The organism is Ruegeria sp. AL7, from assembly GCF_056536105.1.
In genome coordinates this window covers 2,317,597-2,332,131 of record NZ_JBQFJF010000001.1, presented here as the reverse complement: position 1 = coordinate 2,332,131, position 14,535 = coordinate 2,317,597, and the positions used below count along the sequence as shown (strand labels likewise).

Annotated in this window: 12 protein-coding genes and 4 pseudogenes; 7 read left to right on the top strand and 9 right to left on the bottom strand. The window is 58.5% G+C overall.

From position 1 onward, the window contains the following. Nucleotides 1–118: 118 nt before the first annotated feature. The 5 genes and pseudogenes from ACR3E2_RS11785 to ACR3E2_RS11765 form a co-directional block, all read right to left on the bottom strand. On the bottom strand, nt 119–1,345 hold the full coding sequence (locus ACR3E2_RS11785; RefSeq protein ID WP_480482887.1) for a Tm-1-like ATP-binding domain-containing protein: 1,227 nt from the start codon (nt 1,343–1,345) through the stop codon (nt 119–121). A gap of 16 nt (nt 1,346–1,361) precedes the next feature. Beyond that, nucleotides 1,362–2,849, bottom strand: coding sequence for an aldehyde dehydrogenase (locus tag ACR3E2_RS11780; protein WP_480482889.1), 1,488 nt, complete (start codon nt 2,847–2,849; stop codon nt 1,362–1,364). 23 nt (nt 2,850–2,872) lie between these two features. Beyond that, on the bottom strand, nt 2,873–3,727 hold the full coding sequence (locus ACR3E2_RS11775) for an SDR family NAD(P)-dependent oxidoreductase (protein ID WP_480492730.1): 855 nt from the start codon (nt 3,725–3,727) through the stop codon (nt 2,873–2,875). Beyond that, nucleotides 3,693–4,076 (bottom strand): annotated as a pseudogene (locus ACR3E2_RS11770) (tripartite tricarboxylate transporter permease); the annotation flags it as partial. The gene ACR3E2_RS11775 and the pseudogene ACR3E2_RS11770, both read right to left, overlap by 35 nt. Nucleotides 4,077–4,121: 45 nt before the next feature. After that, nucleotides 4,122–5,472, bottom strand: a pseudogene (locus tag ACR3E2_RS11765) (IS3 family transposase). An 80-nt stretch (nt 5,473–5,552) separates the two neighbouring features. On the opposite strand from ACR3E2_RS11765, the pseudogene ACR3E2_RS11760 reads away from it, so the two are divergent. From ACR3E2_RS11760 to fahA, 4 genes and pseudogenes are all read left to right on the top strand, one after another. Next, nucleotides 5,553–5,891 (top strand): annotated as a pseudogene (locus tag ACR3E2_RS11760) (homogentisate 1,2-dioxygenase domain-containing protein); the annotation flags it as partial. Beyond that, nucleotides 5,891–6,127, top strand: coding sequence for a glutathione S-transferase N-terminal domain-containing protein (locus tag ACR3E2_RS11755; RefSeq protein ID WP_480484931.1), 237 nt, complete (start codon nt 5,891–5,893; stop codon nt 6,125–6,127). The pseudogene ACR3E2_RS11760 and the gene ACR3E2_RS11755, both read left to right, overlap by 1 nt. 48 nt (nt 6,128–6,175) lie before the next feature. Then, nucleotides 6,176–6,526: a hypothetical protein gene (locus tag ACR3E2_RS11750; RefSeq protein ID WP_480484932.1), complete on the top strand. Its 351-nt coding sequence runs from the start codon at nt 6,176–6,178 to the stop codon at nt 6,524–6,526. Between the two features lie 7 nt (nt 6,527–6,533). Beyond that, nucleotides 6,534–7,793, top strand: coding sequence for a fumarylacetoacetase (fahA, locus tag ACR3E2_RS11745; protein ID WP_480484933.1), 1,260 nt, complete (start codon nt 6,534–6,536; stop codon nt 7,791–7,793). A 119-nt stretch (nt 7,794–7,912) separates the two neighbouring features. Here the strand turns inward: fahA and ACR3E2_RS11740 are convergent, their stop codons facing one another. From ACR3E2_RS11740 to ACR3E2_RS11725, 4 genes are read right to left on the bottom strand one after another with little or no spacing between them, the layout of a single operon-like run. Beyond that, nucleotides 7,913–9,055: a saccharopine dehydrogenase family protein gene (locus ACR3E2_RS11740; RefSeq protein WP_480484934.1), complete on the bottom strand. Its 1,143-nt coding sequence runs from the start codon at nt 9,053–9,055 to the stop codon at nt 7,913–7,915. 3 nt (nt 9,056–9,058) lie between these two features. Beyond that, nucleotides 9,059–10,114: a saccharopine dehydrogenase gene (locus ACR3E2_RS11735; protein ID WP_480484935.1), complete on the bottom strand. Its 1,056-nt coding sequence runs from the start codon at nt 10,112–10,114 to the stop codon at nt 9,059–9,061. Between the two features lie 14 nt (nt 10,115–10,128). After that, nucleotides 10,129–10,743, bottom strand: coding sequence for a glutathione S-transferase family protein (locus ACR3E2_RS11730; RefSeq protein WP_480484936.1), 615 nt, complete (start codon nt 10,741–10,743; stop codon nt 10,129–10,131). Between the two features lie 18 nt (nt 10,744–10,761). Beyond that, entirely contained in the window at nt 10,762–11,412 is a 651-nt protein-coding gene (locus ACR3E2_RS11725; RefSeq protein WP_209505059.1) for a histidine phosphatase family protein, read from the bottom strand. 139 nt (nt 11,413–11,551) lie between these two features. Between ACR3E2_RS11725 and ACR3E2_RS11720 the strand changes: the two genes are divergently transcribed. The 3 genes and pseudogenes from ACR3E2_RS11720 (at nt 11,552) to gcvH (ending at nt 14,511) form a co-directional block, all read left to right on the top strand. Then, nucleotides 11,552–12,748: a Zn-dependent hydrolase gene (locus tag ACR3E2_RS11720; protein WP_480484937.1), complete on the top strand. Its 1,197-nt coding sequence runs from the start codon at nt 11,552–11,554 to the stop codon at nt 12,746–12,748. 288 nt (nt 12,749–13,036) lie between these two features. Next, nucleotides 13,037–14,130: pseudogene (gene gcvT / locus ACR3E2_RS11715) on the top strand (glycine cleavage system aminomethyltransferase GcvT). 15 nt (nt 14,131–14,145) lie between these two features. Then, entirely contained in the window at nt 14,146–14,511 is a 366-nt protein-coding gene (gene gcvH / locus ACR3E2_RS11710; RefSeq protein ID WP_209505056.1) for a glycine cleavage system protein GcvH, read from the top strand. The last annotated feature ends 24 nt before the right edge of the window (nt 14,512–14,535 follow it).

The window sequence follows — 14,535 nt, the reverse complement described above, 5'->3', positions numbered from 1 at the left end:
CGCAAATCTTGCCGCGACCCTTCAAAACAACGAACTCTCTCCGAGCGCGGATATCGCAGCTTTTGCTGGGGCGCTCGTTCAGATCGTGACGTTCACGTTGAATAGTCGGGCAACCCAATCAGATCACATGATCAGAGCGCCAGGTATCCAGAATCTCCAAGGTCTTGTCTGAAAACTCGACATCGTTGATATGGCTGTCAATTTCCACAAGTGTTACGTTTTCCGGACAGTTTTTTCTCAGCTCTTCGATGAATCCTGCAAGTCCCTCTGCATCTTCCAAAATCGCCCCGGCCCTGTCCCAATCGTTACCGCCTCTGAGCGGCACAAGCAGAACAGTCGGGCCGGTTGCTTCAGAAAGTTTTGCGCACATGGTGCGTGCCATCTCGCGCCTTTGCTCGGCGCTCATGCTGACCGCAGTAATTAGTCGGTTGTGGTCATGAAGGTCATGATCCGCCAACGCTGGAGGAACGGGATGCCAGCCTACCAAATCGACTAGATCATAACACCCAATCGAAACAATCTGCGGCACACCAGCCTTGCCCGCATTGGTCATGCGATCTTCGCCGGCGCTGATGGCTGATCCCAACATGTGGTTGCCGACTTCTTGCGGTGCAAAGTCCAAAACGGCGGCGAATTCACCTTTTGAAGCAAGGCTTTCAAATGCGCGCCCTCCCATGCCCGTAGCATGGAAAACGGCCAGTTCAAACCCGCGCGCCTCAAGGGCGGGCTTCAGGTGCACCATATAGCGCAAGACTGTTTTGCCGAAGGATGTCATCCCGATTATAGGGCGGTCTTTCTTCATCGGACGGGCAGCGCGTGCGGCCCCCAGAACCGCGCCAGCGGCTTGACGGAGAGAGGCTTCGCAGACCGAGTTAAGCCCGTAAAGACCACCAGCCCAAAGGATCATCTGAACGTCTGCCGGCAGCCGCTCGGGCGGGATCATCGGCGAGAAAGAGACAGTTGAGACGATGTATTTAGGTACACCAATGGGCAAGGCACAGCACAGATCAAGGGCCAGATCGGTCCCCATTGAACCGCCCAAAACCAAAACGCCATCGAACACGCCCTCATGGTGCAGCCGTGCAACCAGCAGGGCTGCACCTTTGGCCATGATCTGCATCGCAAGGTTTTCGTCACCGCCATCAATGGCTTCCTGTATTGTGTGGCCACCCTCCTCTGCCACCTGATGCTTGGAGTAATCAGTGGGGTGACTGGGGTCGCCAAGCACACTGATGTCCATGGTTTTCACCAATCCACCCTGTTCACGGATCACATCAGAGATGAAGTTCAGTTCATCATCTTTGGTGTCATAGGTCCCAACGACAAGAATAGTTCGATTGGTCATAGGCCGCCTTTCAGGTTCAAAGTTTGATCCAAGCTGTTTTCAGCTCGAAATACTTGTCAAAGGCGTGCAGCGATTTGTCATGACCGTTGCCAGACTGCTTGACGCCACCCAATGGAACCGTTGTGTCGGCCCCTCCATAGGTGTTTACATGGACAACCCCTGCCTGAATGGCCCGGATCATGCGATGGGCGCGCGACAAGTTCGACGTCCATACTGCGGATGCCAGACCGTAATCGGTTCCATTGGCAATTTTGATTGCCTCTTCTTCGGTGTCAAAGGGAATGACTGCAAGAACCGGGCCGAACACTTCATCCGTTGCCAGCCGGTCGGTGCGGTGAACCCCCGTTACAACCGTCGGGGCCATGAAATAGCCACCCGTTTCTTCCAGAATACGGATCCCGCCGGTGCGGATGCCCCGCCCCAGACCACGTGCTTCTTCCACAAAACCAAGGTTCTGGTTCAATTGACTTAATGAGTTTACCGCACCTGCAGTCGAAGCGATATTCAGTGGGTCACCGGGCCGGAGAGTTTCGACAAAGGTTGCCAGTTTTTCTACAAACTCGTCATGGATTGATCGTTCCACCAACAGACGGGATCCCGCGATACAGACTTGACCGGAGTTGCGGAAAATACCATTGGCCGATACCTTGACAGCTTCGTCCAGATCCGGGGCATCCGCGAAGACGATATTGGGGGATTTTCCACCAAGCTCCAGATAACAGCGCTTCAGATTAGAGCGTGCGGAGTATTCCAGCAGTTTTCGGCCAATAAATCCTGAGCCGGTGAAGACTATGACATCTACGTCCATCGACAGCCCGATGGCCTCTCCAACCACCGAACCTTTGCCGGTAACCACATTGAACACCCCCGGAGGCATGCCAGCTTCCAGCGCCAGTTCAGCCAGTCGCACCAGCGTCAATGACGCGGTTTCTGCGGGCTTCAGCACAACGGTGTTCCCGGCTGCAAGTGCCGGTGCAAACTTCCACGAGCCGATCATCAGCGGGAAGTTCCAAGGGACGATCGTGCCGACAACACCTACCGGTTCACGATGAACCAACGCCAGAACGGAAGGATCAGTCGGAGCAACCTCTCCATAGATTTTGTCAATCGCCTCGGCGTAGTAACGAATTGTGTGTGCCGCCGACATAGGCTCAGCTTTGATGGCCATACTGATTTCGGTGCCATTGTTTCGGACGCCCAGAACCGCAATTTCCAATGCGTGTTCCTCGATCAGCTCCGCCCATTTCAGCAACACTTTCTTTCGCGCCGCCGGGGCCATGTCGGACCAACGGCCATCATCGAAGGCGCGGCGTGCAGCGGCGATGGCGAGATTGGCATCTTCGACTGTTCCACGCGCCATAGTGGTCAGGACTTGACCATTCAGGGGTGAAATCACCTCCAGCATTTCTCCGTCAGAGGCGTCGCGTTTTTCGCCATCAATAATGTGTTGAAACGGAGGAACCGGTGCGTGGCGCAGTTCGTCTATGCGGGATTGATCTAGCATGGGGGAACCTCTCTAAAGGCTTGTTACTTGTCAGCAAAAGCGATTGTGGGAACATCGACAATGGTCGCCCCGCCATCAATGGTCAGCACCGCACCCGAGATAAGGGCAGCCTCGTCAGAACACAGGAACGCAGCGGCATGGGCGATATCTTCCGGCATCGCCGGTTTGCCCAGTGGTACATCACGGGTCACCAGGGCATAGGCTTCGTCAATCGATGAAAGACCCCTGCGTTCAACAAGCTCCTCCATCTCACTATCAGCCATCTCGGTGCGTACCCATCCAGGACAGATTGTGTTGCAACGCACTTCCTTTCGTCCGTAGTCGCGGGTGATGGATTTCGCCAGACCAATTAAGGCATGTTTCATGGTGACATAACCGCAAGCCTCTGGACCTGCGGCCAGACCTGCAATTGAAGCCATCATCAGGATGTTGCCATTTTGCGAGATAAGATCTGGCATCGCAGCGCGGGCAGTCACCATCGCCGTATTCAGATTGGCTTGAACAGATTTGTTCCAATCATCGTTTGTATTGTCAGTCAGCGTTCCAAAGCCGAACCCGCCTGCATTGCAGACAAGCACATCCAGTGCGCCAAAGCGGGCGTTGATCGTTTCCAACGCGGCCTTCACCTGATCGGCATTTGCTGCATCAGCCTGTACAACCAACCCGTTGATTGGTCCGGCGACCGCTTCCAACGGCTCTGCCCGTCGCCCCATAACGGCTACATTGGCTCCTTCTGCGCTAAGCCTGCGTGCAATCGCTGACCCGATACCTGTACCGGCCCCGGTAATCAGAACGGTTTTTCCGTCAAATCGTGCCATTTTGCGCTCCTTTTCCGAGTGCGGATCAGCTTTGCTGACTGTCGTGGATGTCGTGGTCATGTTCCATTTCCGGCTGGGCGACGCGACGTTCGCGAATAACACCCCAGAAATGGAAACCGATCAGCAGGACGATGGCCAAGGCCAGACCTGCCGCGATTGGCCGGTCAACAAAGTCCAGCGGATCACGAACCCGAGCCATGGCCGAGCGCAGCTTCACTTCCATAATTCCACCAAGAACCATGCCCAGAATGATCGGGACAATCGGAAGGTTCTGTCGTTTCAAGATCAGACCCATTACACCAAAAACAGCTGCAATGGCACAATCGGTGGCGGAGTTCCGCAGCGAGTAGATACCGACGAACGACAGAACCAGGATCACCATGTCCGTCATCGAATGATTTGGAACACGAGCGTTTGATTGGCTTAGGAGGATCAGGCTCGCCGCAGTTTCAATCTACGCCGCGTTCTGATGATGCAGCAAGCGGCGTTTCTGGATTGTCTGGTGTTTGATTTCCTTTCTGCGTCTGAGGATTGTTTCGGCTCGACCGAAATAGACATCGGCGGGTGTCAGATTGCTGATGCTCTCGTGGTATCGGTTGTGGTTGTAGTGATTGATGAAGTCGCCGATGGCCTGTTCGAGCGCTCCTGGCAGATAGTAGTTTTCCAGCAGGACACGGTTCTTCATCGTCTGATGCCATCGCTCAATCTTGCCCTGGGTCTGCGGATGGTTGGGCGCTCCCGAACATGATCCATACCCTGCTCATCCAGCCATTTCGCCAACTCGCCAGAGATGTAACTGCTGCCGTTGTCGCTGAGCAGCCGGGGCTTGTGGGCAACGGTGACACTGTCACAACCTGATGCAGCCAAAGCGTCTTCCAGCGTTCCTGTGACATCGTCAGCTTTCATCGTGGTGCAAAGGCGCCAAGAGACAACGTAACGGCTGTAATCATCCAGGATCGTAGACAGGTAGAACCAGCCCCAACCGATGACTTTGAGATAGGTGAAGTCGGTCTGCCAAAGCTGGTTCGGCCGCACAGTCTTCTCATGGAATTCATCCGCCGCTTTGATGGTGATGCAGGCTGGGCTAGTGATCAGATCTTGTGCCTTCAGAAGCCTGTAAACACTGGCCTCAGAAACGAAGTAGCGCCTGGTGTCGGTGAACCGCACCGCAAGCTCGCGGGGCGATAACTCGGGTTCTTCCAGAGCCAGTTCCACGATCTGCTTGCGCACCTTGTCGGGGATGCGGTTCCAAACCCTACCTGGCCGGGAATGGCGATCCTCAAGCCCGGCCTCGCCGAAAGACAGATACCTGTCGTACCAGCGGTAGAAGGTCGTTCTGGGAATGCCGAGCTTTTCCAGTGTGCGTTTGATCGGCAGGTGCGAACCGTCAACCAGCCGGATGATCTCAAGCTTTTCGGATGCGGGATATCTCATTCGTCGTCTCCCCCATCCTCGAACATGCTTTTTTTGAGCAGCCGGTTCTCAAGGGTCAGGTCGGCGACTACCTCTTTCAGCGCCGACGATTCCGCTCTCAAATCCTTCACCTCAGAGCTGGTAGCCTGGCGTGCGGTATCGCCAGCCAACCGCTTCTTACCGGCCTCAAGGAACTCTTTCGACCAGCTGTAATACAGGCTCGTAGCTATTCCTTCACGGCGACACAGCTCCGCTATGCTGTCTTCACCACGAAGCCCATCCAACACAATACGGATCTTCTCCTCTGCCGAATGCTGGCGCCGTGTCTTCCTGCGGATGTCTTTGACAACTCTCTCTGCTGACGCTTTCTGTTTCCCGGATTTCATTCTCATCTCCACTCTCTGATGGTTACGATGAGCCTGAAATCCTCCGCTACGCAATCAACCTAGTCTGTTCCATGGGTGCTGATGGCGGACAGCGTCCGCCGTGGTATCACAAGAACATCATGTCCGAACTAATGGGCAACATTTACGGCCAGTATGACGCCAAACCGCAGGGCTTTATCCCCGGCGGCGTCAGCCTGCACAATATGATGTTGCCGCACGGGCCAGACCGCGACGCGTTCGAGGGTGCCTCGAACTCGAACCTTGGGCCTGAAAAGCTGGACAACACCATGTCCTTCATGTTCGAGACCCGCTTCCCGCAGCACCTGACAGCCTTCGCCGCGAACGAAGCCCCGCTGCAGGACAATTACATCGACTGCTGGGACAGCCTTGAGAAGAAGTTCGACGGGACGCCAGGTAAGAAATGATGGGTCTTAAGTTATATACCTATTGGAGATCGACTACATCCTATCGGGTGCGTATCGCATTAAATCTGAAGGGTGTGCCGTTCGAAAGCTGCCCGGTCAATCTGGTGAAAGGCGAGCAAAGAAGCGCAGCCTATCAAGCGATGAACCCCGGCAAGGGGGTGCCTGTGTTAGAGATTGAGGATGGCACCAAGTTGACCCAATCTCTGGCTATCCTTGATTATCTTGACCGCGCCTAACCCGACCCGGCGCTTCTGCCGGACGACCCGATTGCGCGGGCCAAGGTGATGGCGGCGGCGCATGTGATTGCGCTGGACATCCATCCGGTGAACAACCTGCGCGTTGTTCAACATTTGGACGGGATGGGGCACAGCAAAGCGGAAAGTGTGGACTGGATGGTCCACTGGATGAACGAAGGTCTGACCGCGTTTCAGGCTATGCTGCCCCAAGGCACCCGCTTTTCCTTTGGCGACATGCCATCGCTTGCGGATATCTGCCTTGTATCGCAGCTTTACAACGGGCATCGCTGGGGTGTGGACATGACGCCCTTTGCGCGTCTGACCGAAATCGAAGAAACCTGTCTGGCCCTGTCCGCCTTCGCCGATGCGCGACCCGAGGTACAGCCGGATGCCGAGTGAGGATCACATGAGCCAACTGAAAAAGTCATGGGTGGACAGCGCGAACTCTGCCGAGACCCCCTTTCCCCTGAACAACCTGCCTTATGGTGTGTTTTCGACCTCAGACAGCGCACCGCGCTGTGGCGTGGCCATCGGGGATATGATCCTTGATATGCACGCAGCCGAAGAAGCTGGCCTGATCGAGATTGGTGATGAACCCGTTTTCGACGTGCCCTTCTGGAATGAATTGATGGAGCAGGGATCGGACGCATGGGCCGCCCTGCGCGCCCGTCTGGAACAGCTGCTGGGCGAGGCTTCGACCGAACGTGACACTGTTGAGCCTCTGTTGGTCGCCCAAGCCGATGCCGAGCTGCACATGCCGTTCCTTGTGTCCGAATACACCGATTTTTATGCCGGTCGTCAGCACGCCGCGAACATGGGCGCGATCCTGCGCGGCTCGCCCGAACTGCCGGCCAACTGGCTGCACATTCCGATCGGTTACAATGGTCGCGCGTCTTCGGTTGTGATCTCGGGTACGCCGATTCACCGCCCGAACGGTCAGCGCAAAGCGCCCGACGCCGAGATGCCCAGCTTTGGCCCCTCGATGCGTTTGGATATCGAGCTGGAAATGGGCGCCATTGTTGGCAAGCCGTCCGAGTTTGGCCAGCCGATCACCGTGGATGAAGCCGACGACATGATCTTCGGCTATGTGCTGCTGAACGACTGGTCCGCGCGTGACATCCAAGGCTGGGAATACCAGCCGCTTGGACCGTTTCAGGGCAAGGCGTTTGGCACCTCGATCAGCCCCTGGATCGTGACCGCCGCCGCGTTGGAAACGTTCCGTGCGCCAACGCCCGAACGCGAGAAAAAGCTTCTGCCCTACCTCGACGGCTCAAAGGACGGCCTTTACGACATTGAGCTTCAGGTGCTGATGCAGCCTGATGGAGCCGAGAAGGCGAGCGTCGTTGGCGAAACCAACTACTCCCGCATGTATTACTCGGCCGCCGAACAGCTCTGCCACCACGCCATCGGCGGCTGTGCGATGAATGTGGGCGACCTTCTGGGGTCTGGCACGATCTCAGGCCCAACCAAGACGGAATACGGTTCTCTGATGGAGATGAGCTGGGCTGGTCGCGAGCCCTTCACGCTCGATACCGGCGAAACCCGGACTTTCATCGAAGACGGAGACACCCTGACCCTGCGCGGTTCGGCCAAGGGCGAAGGCTTCCAGATCGGCTTTGGCGATTGCGTCGGGCAAATCCTGCCCGCCGTTAACTGGCCCAGGTAAGTGGCGAGCAGGGCAACATCGGTTGTTCCGCACCCGCCGTTTGAAAACCTGTGATCCTGCTCGATCATGTTGTTCAAAAAAGCCATTCCGGTGTATCTGGAATGGCTTTTTTGGTGCAATCAGGCCGTATGATCCACGATCTGCAAGTGCTGGGCCAGTCGGTCGATCTCGGCCATCCAGCCTTGTACCAGTTTTGGGTCGCTTGGGGCTGCGTGAACGCCTGCCGGGATGGCGCGGTTCATAACGGCCTCGACGGCAAGTGAAACCGGGATCGATACCAGACGCGCCATTGCTGTGCCGCGCTCATCGCCCCAGGCGTCCATGACATAGGTCTTGTGCCATACAGGAACGCCGTCTTTCTCGGCTTTCAGTCCAACACACAGCACAACGCGGTCGGGCTCACCTTCGTCATAGGCGTTTTCGCTCCAGAACTGGTCAGACATCTCTTTCAGACGCGCATCCCCTTCCGGACCCGACAGGGTTTCGATTTCACGGAACACATCCGACCACGCATCCGCCCAACCGTTCAGGCGCAGGGTGCCGCGGACGAATTCTCTGACTGGCCAGTGATCCTCGAACTGGTACTGCGCCTTGAACGGGATCGAGTCGCGGTTGGGATAGACCTCGAAACTTTCCGGCGTTGGCAGCGGCGCGATATAGCTGCTGATCGCATCCCACGGACGGGCAACGTCCAGCGGGGCATAGTCGCGGATCGACTTCGACGGCGACCGCAGCGCCTTGAGCACACCCAACGGCGACCAGCTGAACTTGTAGCGGAACGGGTTCGGGATCTTGGGAATGCCACCGCAATACGAAATAAAGCTCAGGTGGTTTTGCGGATCGAACGCATCCGAGGCGCGATAGTCATCGACCAGTGCATGGGCCATCAGGTGGTCGATGCCCGGATCCAGACCAACTTCGTTGACCAGCGCCACACCGGCCTCGCGCGCCTTGTCGTCCAGTTCGCGCATTTCGGGCGCGATATACGATGACGAAACGAAATTGGCCTGTTTCGCAATCGCCAGTTCCGCCAGTGGTACGTGCCAGTCGCCCGGCAGCATGGACACTATCACGTCGCCCTTCTCGAGCACATCACCCAGAGCGTCGATGTCGAAGGCGCGAATATCGTTGGTCAGGTCCCCAACCTCGGCCCTGGCTTTTTCGACCGTCCGGTTCCAGACAGTGACCTTGTGACGGCCCTCGATCAGGCGGCGCAGGCCGGGGATGGCCGACAGGCCGGTGCCACACCAGTGAATCGTCATCGCTCAGATCCCTTCGATATGTGTTTTGTAAGTTGCTTCTGCCCGACCCCAGACGCCGCTGTCCAGATCGGTCAGGGTCAGAAGCGACGGCAAAAGCTGTGCCGCATAATCTTCCGAACTTTCGACCGGCAGCATCGACGGCAGGTTATCGATGGCCATCACGTCCATCACCGGATCGGTTGCCACGCGCAAAGCGGGCGCGTCCCATGTGGTTGCACGGTCATAGACCGGCACCGGGTTGTAATCACTGTCCGGGTCGCAGGCGACATCGCCGATAGCAGTCAGGTTGCGCGGGGCAGTCAACGCCTCACGCGGAACAAAGACCGGGGTTCCGGGGCGCGCGAAGATGCAGTTCAGGAACAGGTCGTGGTCCAGAATTTCCGGAAACGGTCCGCCGCTGGCGGTTTCCGCCATGTCCCATTTGGTGACGTCGACGCCCATCGCGTCGCACAGGTCTGCGGCCCCCGTACCCACGCGACCCAGTGCACCGATCACGATGGCGCGGGGGCGTGGGGCTCCGGTGGCGTCCAACTCGGCCAGCAATTCAGCGTTCAGAACGTCTTTGCCTGCATATACTCCAACCGGCGGGCATGCGTCGCCCCGTTGCTGTGCCGCCCACGTCTTGAGCGTTACCGCAGCACCGGCATACCCGGCCCAGTAACCAAAGGCGGCAACGCGTCGGCCATCTTCGCTCACCAGATATTCCAGATCATAAAGCGTGCCGCCCCCGGCCTTGAACCGCTCCAGCAGCGCACGACCCGAATGCTGGCCCTTATAGGCATGGCCGAACATGATGTGGCGATGGGGCAGGGGGGTGCCATCTTCGGGCAGTTCCTTGAGGCCAAAGATGATCGCATCCAGCGGGGCTTCGGGCCACGAATTCTCAGCCGCGATTGCACAGCCAGCGTCCTTGTAGCCATCAATCGGAATGGCGCGGACATGGCTTTCTTCGACCGTCACGCGGAGACCTGCGGCGATCAGTGCTGCGGCCCCTTCGGGTGTCAGCCCCACCCGTTCCTCGTTCGGGCGCTGTTCCGCCCTGACCCAGAGATGTGTCATCTTATTTCCTTTTGTCAGAGCATCCCGGCAGCGCGCACCGCCTGAACCGAAGGCCGTACCTCCATCGCCTTGCGGAAGGCGAGAATTTTGGGGAAGGCCGAGACATCGACGCCGTCACCTTCCAGCCAGCTGCAAACCACATAAAGATAGGCATCGGCCAGAGAGAACGCGTCCCCCAGAACAAACGGCCCGCGCAACCCGTTTGACGAGATATAGTCGCAAGATGCGGTCATCGTTTGCGCCACCTTGTCCGTCATGTCTTTCCAGCTGGATTTCTTGTCGGCCCAGCGATGCCCGCGCAGCTTGTGGGCGTGGTTCACATGCATGGTCGAGGCCAGATAGAACATCACCTCGCGCATGCGGGCGGCCATGACCGGATCAGCTGGCACCAAATCGGCCTCGGGTGCCTTGGTCGCAATATATTCCAGCAACGCGCCGGTCTCGGTCAGGATGCCGCCATCGACCACCAGTGCCGGAACGCGCCCCTTGGGATTGATCTGCTTGTAGGCCGGTTTTGTCTGTTCCCCATCGGCAAAGTCCAGCTTGATTGCTTCATAGTCCAGCCCGGCCTCTTCCAGAGCAATCGCAACAGCGACCGAGATGGTTCGGGGTGCATAATAAAGCTGCATCAGGGATCTCCGATCTGGTTAGAGGTGGGTTTGCGCGAACTGCCGGTCGGGTGCTTCCAGATGCGGCACCGCATTGAACAGGACCGGGCTCAGCTGTGCGCCAATCGGGTGCAGACGATGCATCGACGTGTTCATGATGGCAAGGGCCACCCGTGCCATTGACGGGATGTCCAGCCCCATCGCCTGACGCACCACCATCGAGATCAACCCGCCCGAGGTCACGACGATGGCCGGTCCGCCCTCGGTCCCGATCTCGTGCAATGCATCGCGGACGCGGGCTTCAAACGCGTCGAAGGATTCCGGCGCGTTCTCGATCTTTCCGCTGGCCCAGGCCGCGAAGGTTTTGGGCAGGTGTTCGACAAATCCCTCGCGATCGGTCGGGATTTCGACGCCGTGCTGTTCTTCGAACAGCTGTGCAAGGGTGAAATACTCGATCTCGTTCAGCCGTGCGTCGCAGACAGGATCGGTTAATCCCATGCTGGTGACCGTCTCGGTATGGCGGGTCAGGGTGCCACAATAGACGCGTGTATAGTGGCTGCGGGTGTCACGCAGATGCGCGCCCAGCCAGCGGGCCTGTTGATGGCCCAGATCGCTCAGCTTGTCATAGCTTGCTTCGTCGCGCGCCGTCGTGTTTGCCTGCCCGTGCCGCACCAATGTGATATGTGACATGTCGCTCCCTCTTGCGCCGAAGTCTTAGGGCAGGTTCCCTGCCGGGACCAGAGGGGTTTCTTGATCTCACCGGAAAAACATTCGCAGCTGTCCGGTTTCTGGCTATGGTCGCCCTGACCAACTGCGCCCGGAGGGATACATGGCCGTCGACCACACGCGTTTTCTGGAGGATCTGCACAAGCTGCGTGAAATCGGTGCCTCGGGTGTGGGCAAAGGGGTCATCCGCCCGGCCTATTCCAAAGCGGATATCGCGGCGCGCCAATGGCTGGCGGATCGTATGGCCGACGCGGGTCTGACACCGCATTTCGACCCGGTCGGCAACCTGTTCGGGTTGGCGCCCGGCCGCTCTCTGCTCATGGGGTCGCATTCCGACAGCCAGCCCGAAGGCGGCTGGCTGGATGGCGCGCTCGGCGTGATCGCCGCGCTCGAGATCGCGCGGACCAGCGACCAGCCGATCTCGGTCGTCAGTTTTCAGGACGAAGAAGGCCGGTTCGGTGTGACCACGGGCTCGGCGGTCTGGTCCGGCGGTCTGCCTCTGGACAAGGCCGATGTGTTGACCGACGGGGCCGGCGTCAGCTTTGGCGAGGCCCGATCTTCCATGGCGGATCTGTCGCAGGGTTTTGTCGATCCCGCGCGGTTCAGCGGCTTTGTCGAGATGCATATCGAACAGGGCCCCTCTCTGGACGCAGCGAACGAGCAGATCGGCGTCGTGACCGATATCGTCGGCATCCGGGACATGTCGGTCACTTTCGAAGGGCAGCAGAATCACGCGGGCACCACACCGATGCATTTGCGCCGGGATGCGTTTCAGGCGTTGTCACTGTTCAACACGCGCCTCAACGAACGGTTTCGCAACGTGGTGACACCACAAACCGTCTGGACCATCGGGCGGGTCGATCTTCACCCCAATGCGTCGTCCATCGTGCCGGGTCGGGCGCGGTTCTCGATGCAGTGGCGCGATGGCGATCCGGATCGGCTGTCGCGGATGGAGGAGATTATCCGTACCACAGCGCAGGAAATAGCCAGCGAACAGGACTTGGTGCTGACCTACGGCCCTTTGCTCGGGTTGGAACCCGTCACGATGGATCAAACGCTGCGCGCGGCGCTGGAACATGGGGCCGAACAGGTGGCCCCCGGCAAATGGCGCAGGATGCCGTCGGGCGCGTTGCACGATGCCACAAACGTGTCGCGCCTGATGCCCGTTGCGATGCTGTTCGTGCCCTCAATCAACGGTATCAGCCACGATTTTGCCGAAGATACCGCCGAAAGCGATCTTGTCGCCGGGCTGAGGGTGCTGGATCTCGCAGTGCAGTCACTTGACGGACAGGCGCGATAAGGTGCAGGCAAAATACCGTTTTTTCAGGCCATTGCAGTCGGCTTGCCTGGTGTTATCGTCGCGTTCAAAGCTTTGACCGGCAAACCCTTGCAGAGGCCAAATGACAAATGTTGCCTAACGGAAAAAAGTTTCCTATAGGAACGCAATGGATGCATACGCCCGTATACAGACTTGCCCCACAGGCGGCGCGTCGGTTCGCAAGTTGACCGGAATCGTTGCAATATTGACTACTTGAGGCAGACTGACGGGAATGCGTTCCAAACCGAAAGATACGAAAAGGTATCCAAGATGACCGAGATTAGACGCACGCCGCTTTTTGGGCTTCACGTTGAGTTGGGCGGCAAGATGGTTGATTTTGCCGGGTGGGAGATGCCAGTTCAGTATCCGCTGGGGATCATGGGTGAACATAAGCAGTGCCGCGAGAAGGCGGCGTTGTTTGATGTGTCGCATATGGGTCAGGTGATTTTGCGGGGCGAGGATGTGGGCGAGAAGCTGGAAGCTCTGTGTCCGCAGGCTTATGCGACGCTGAAGGAAGGCAAGGCGCGGTACGGGTTCTTCACCAATGCCGAAGGCGGGATCATGGATGACCTGATCGTGTCGAACGCGGGGGATCATTACTTTGTGGTGGTGAACGCGGCGCTGCGCCATCAGGACATTCCGCATATGCGCGCCAATCTGGACGGCGTCGAAGTGACCGAGATTTTCGACCGCGCGCTGGTCGCGGTGCAAGGCCCCAAGGCCGAGGACGTGGTGGGCGCGCTCTGCCCTGCGGTGCGCGACCTCAAGTTCATGGAAACTACGATTGCCGACATCCTGGGTGTCGAATGCCGCATCTCGCGGCTGGGATACACGGGCGAGGACGGGTATGAGATCTCGATCCCCGAGGACAAGGCGATCGAGATCACCCGGGCGTTCCTTGCGCATGAGGATTGCGAACCGGCGGGTCTGGGCGCGCGTGACAGCCTGCGGCTTGAAGCCGGTCTGTGCCTTTATGGCAATGACATCGATCAGAGCACCTCGCCGGTCGAGGCCAGCCTTGGCTGGGCGATGCAGAAGCGCCGCAAGGAAGAAGGCGGCTTTCCGGGTGCGGAACGTGTGCAGCGCGAACTGGCCGAGGGCCTGCGCGCAAGCTGGTGGGCATCAAGCCCGACGGCCGCGCCCCCGCGCGTCAGGGCGTGGAAGTGCAATGCCTTGAGGGCAATACCATCGGTCAGATCACCTCGGGCAGCTTTGGCCCCACGGTCGGCGGCCCGGTTGCGATGGGCTATGTGTCCGCGGGCCATGGCGAGCCGGGCGAGAAGGTCAACCTGATCATCCGGGGCAAGGCGCAACCGGCGCAGATTGTGGCGCTGCCCTTCGTCAAACAAAATTACAAGCGTTGAAGTCAGGAGAGAGACATGGCAACCTATTATTCCGAAGAGCATGAATGGCTGGCGGTCGACGGCGACACGGCCACGCTGGGTATCACCAAACACGCGGCCGAGCAGCTGGGTGAGGTGGTCTTTGTCGAGCAGCAGGAGGTGGGCGACGAGTTCGAGAAGGATGGCGAGATCGGCGTGATCGAATCCGTCAAGGCCGCCTCCGAGCTTTACGCGCCGGTTGATGGCGAGATTACGGAAGTGAACGAGGCGCTGGCTGACAACCCCGGCGCGCTGAACGACGACCCCGAGGGCGAGGCCTGGATCTACAAGATCAAGATCGCCGATGCCGCGCAGCTGGAAGATCTGATGGACGAAGCCGGCTACAAGGCCTTCATCGGCTAAATCCGGCCCGGAGCCCCAGAGACC

What these genes read in the sequence shown, in the direction of transcription:
- ACR3E2_RS11735 (WP_480484935.1), bottom strand. Translation starts at nt 10,114, where the DNA reads ATGACACATCTCTGGGTCAGGGCGGAACAGCGCCCGAACGAGGAACGG.
- ACR3E2_RS11775 (WP_480492730.1), bottom strand. Translation starts at nt 3,727, where the DNA reads ATGACCACGACATCCACGACAGTCAGCAAAGCTGATCCGCACTCGGAA.
- ACR3E2_RS11730 (WP_480484936.1), bottom strand. Translation starts at nt 10,743, where the DNA reads ATGCAGCTTTATTATGCACCCCGAACCATCTCGGTCGCTGTTGCGATT.
- ACR3E2_RS11755 (WP_480484931.1), top strand. Translation starts at nt 5,891, where the DNA reads ATGGGTCTTAAGTTATATACCTATTGGAGATCGACTACATCCTATCGG.
- ACR3E2_RS11750 (WP_480484932.1), top strand. Translation starts at nt 6,176, where the DNA reads ATGGCGGCGGCGCATGTGATTGCGCTGGACATCCATCCGGTGAACAAC.
- gcvH (WP_209505056.1), top strand. Translation starts at nt 14,146, where the DNA reads ATGGCAACCTATTATTCCGAAGAGCATGAATGGCTGGCGGTCGACGGC.
- ACR3E2_RS11740 (WP_480484934.1), bottom strand. Translation starts at nt 9,055, where the DNA reads ATGACGATTCACTGGTGTGGCACCGGCCTGTCGGCCATCCCCGGCCTG.
- ACR3E2_RS11725 (WP_209505059.1), bottom strand. Translation starts at nt 11,412, where the DNA reads ATGTCACATATCACATTGGTGCGGCACGGGCAGGCAAACACGACGGCG.
- ACR3E2_RS11785 (WP_480482887.1), bottom strand. Translation starts at nt 1,345, where the DNA reads ATGACCAATCGAACTATTCTTGTCGTTGGGACCTATGACACCAAAGAT.
- fahA (WP_480484933.1), top strand. Translation starts at nt 6,534, where the DNA reads ATGAGCCAACTGAAAAAGTCATGGGTGGACAGCGCGAACTCTGCCGAG.
- ACR3E2_RS11780 (WP_480482889.1), bottom strand. Translation starts at nt 2,849, where the DNA reads ATGCTAGATCAATCCCGCATAGACGAACTGCGCCACGCACCGGTTCCT.
- ACR3E2_RS11720 (WP_480484937.1), top strand. Translation starts at nt 11,552, where the DNA reads ATGGCCGTCGACCACACGCGTTTTCTGGAGGATCTGCACAAGCTGCGT.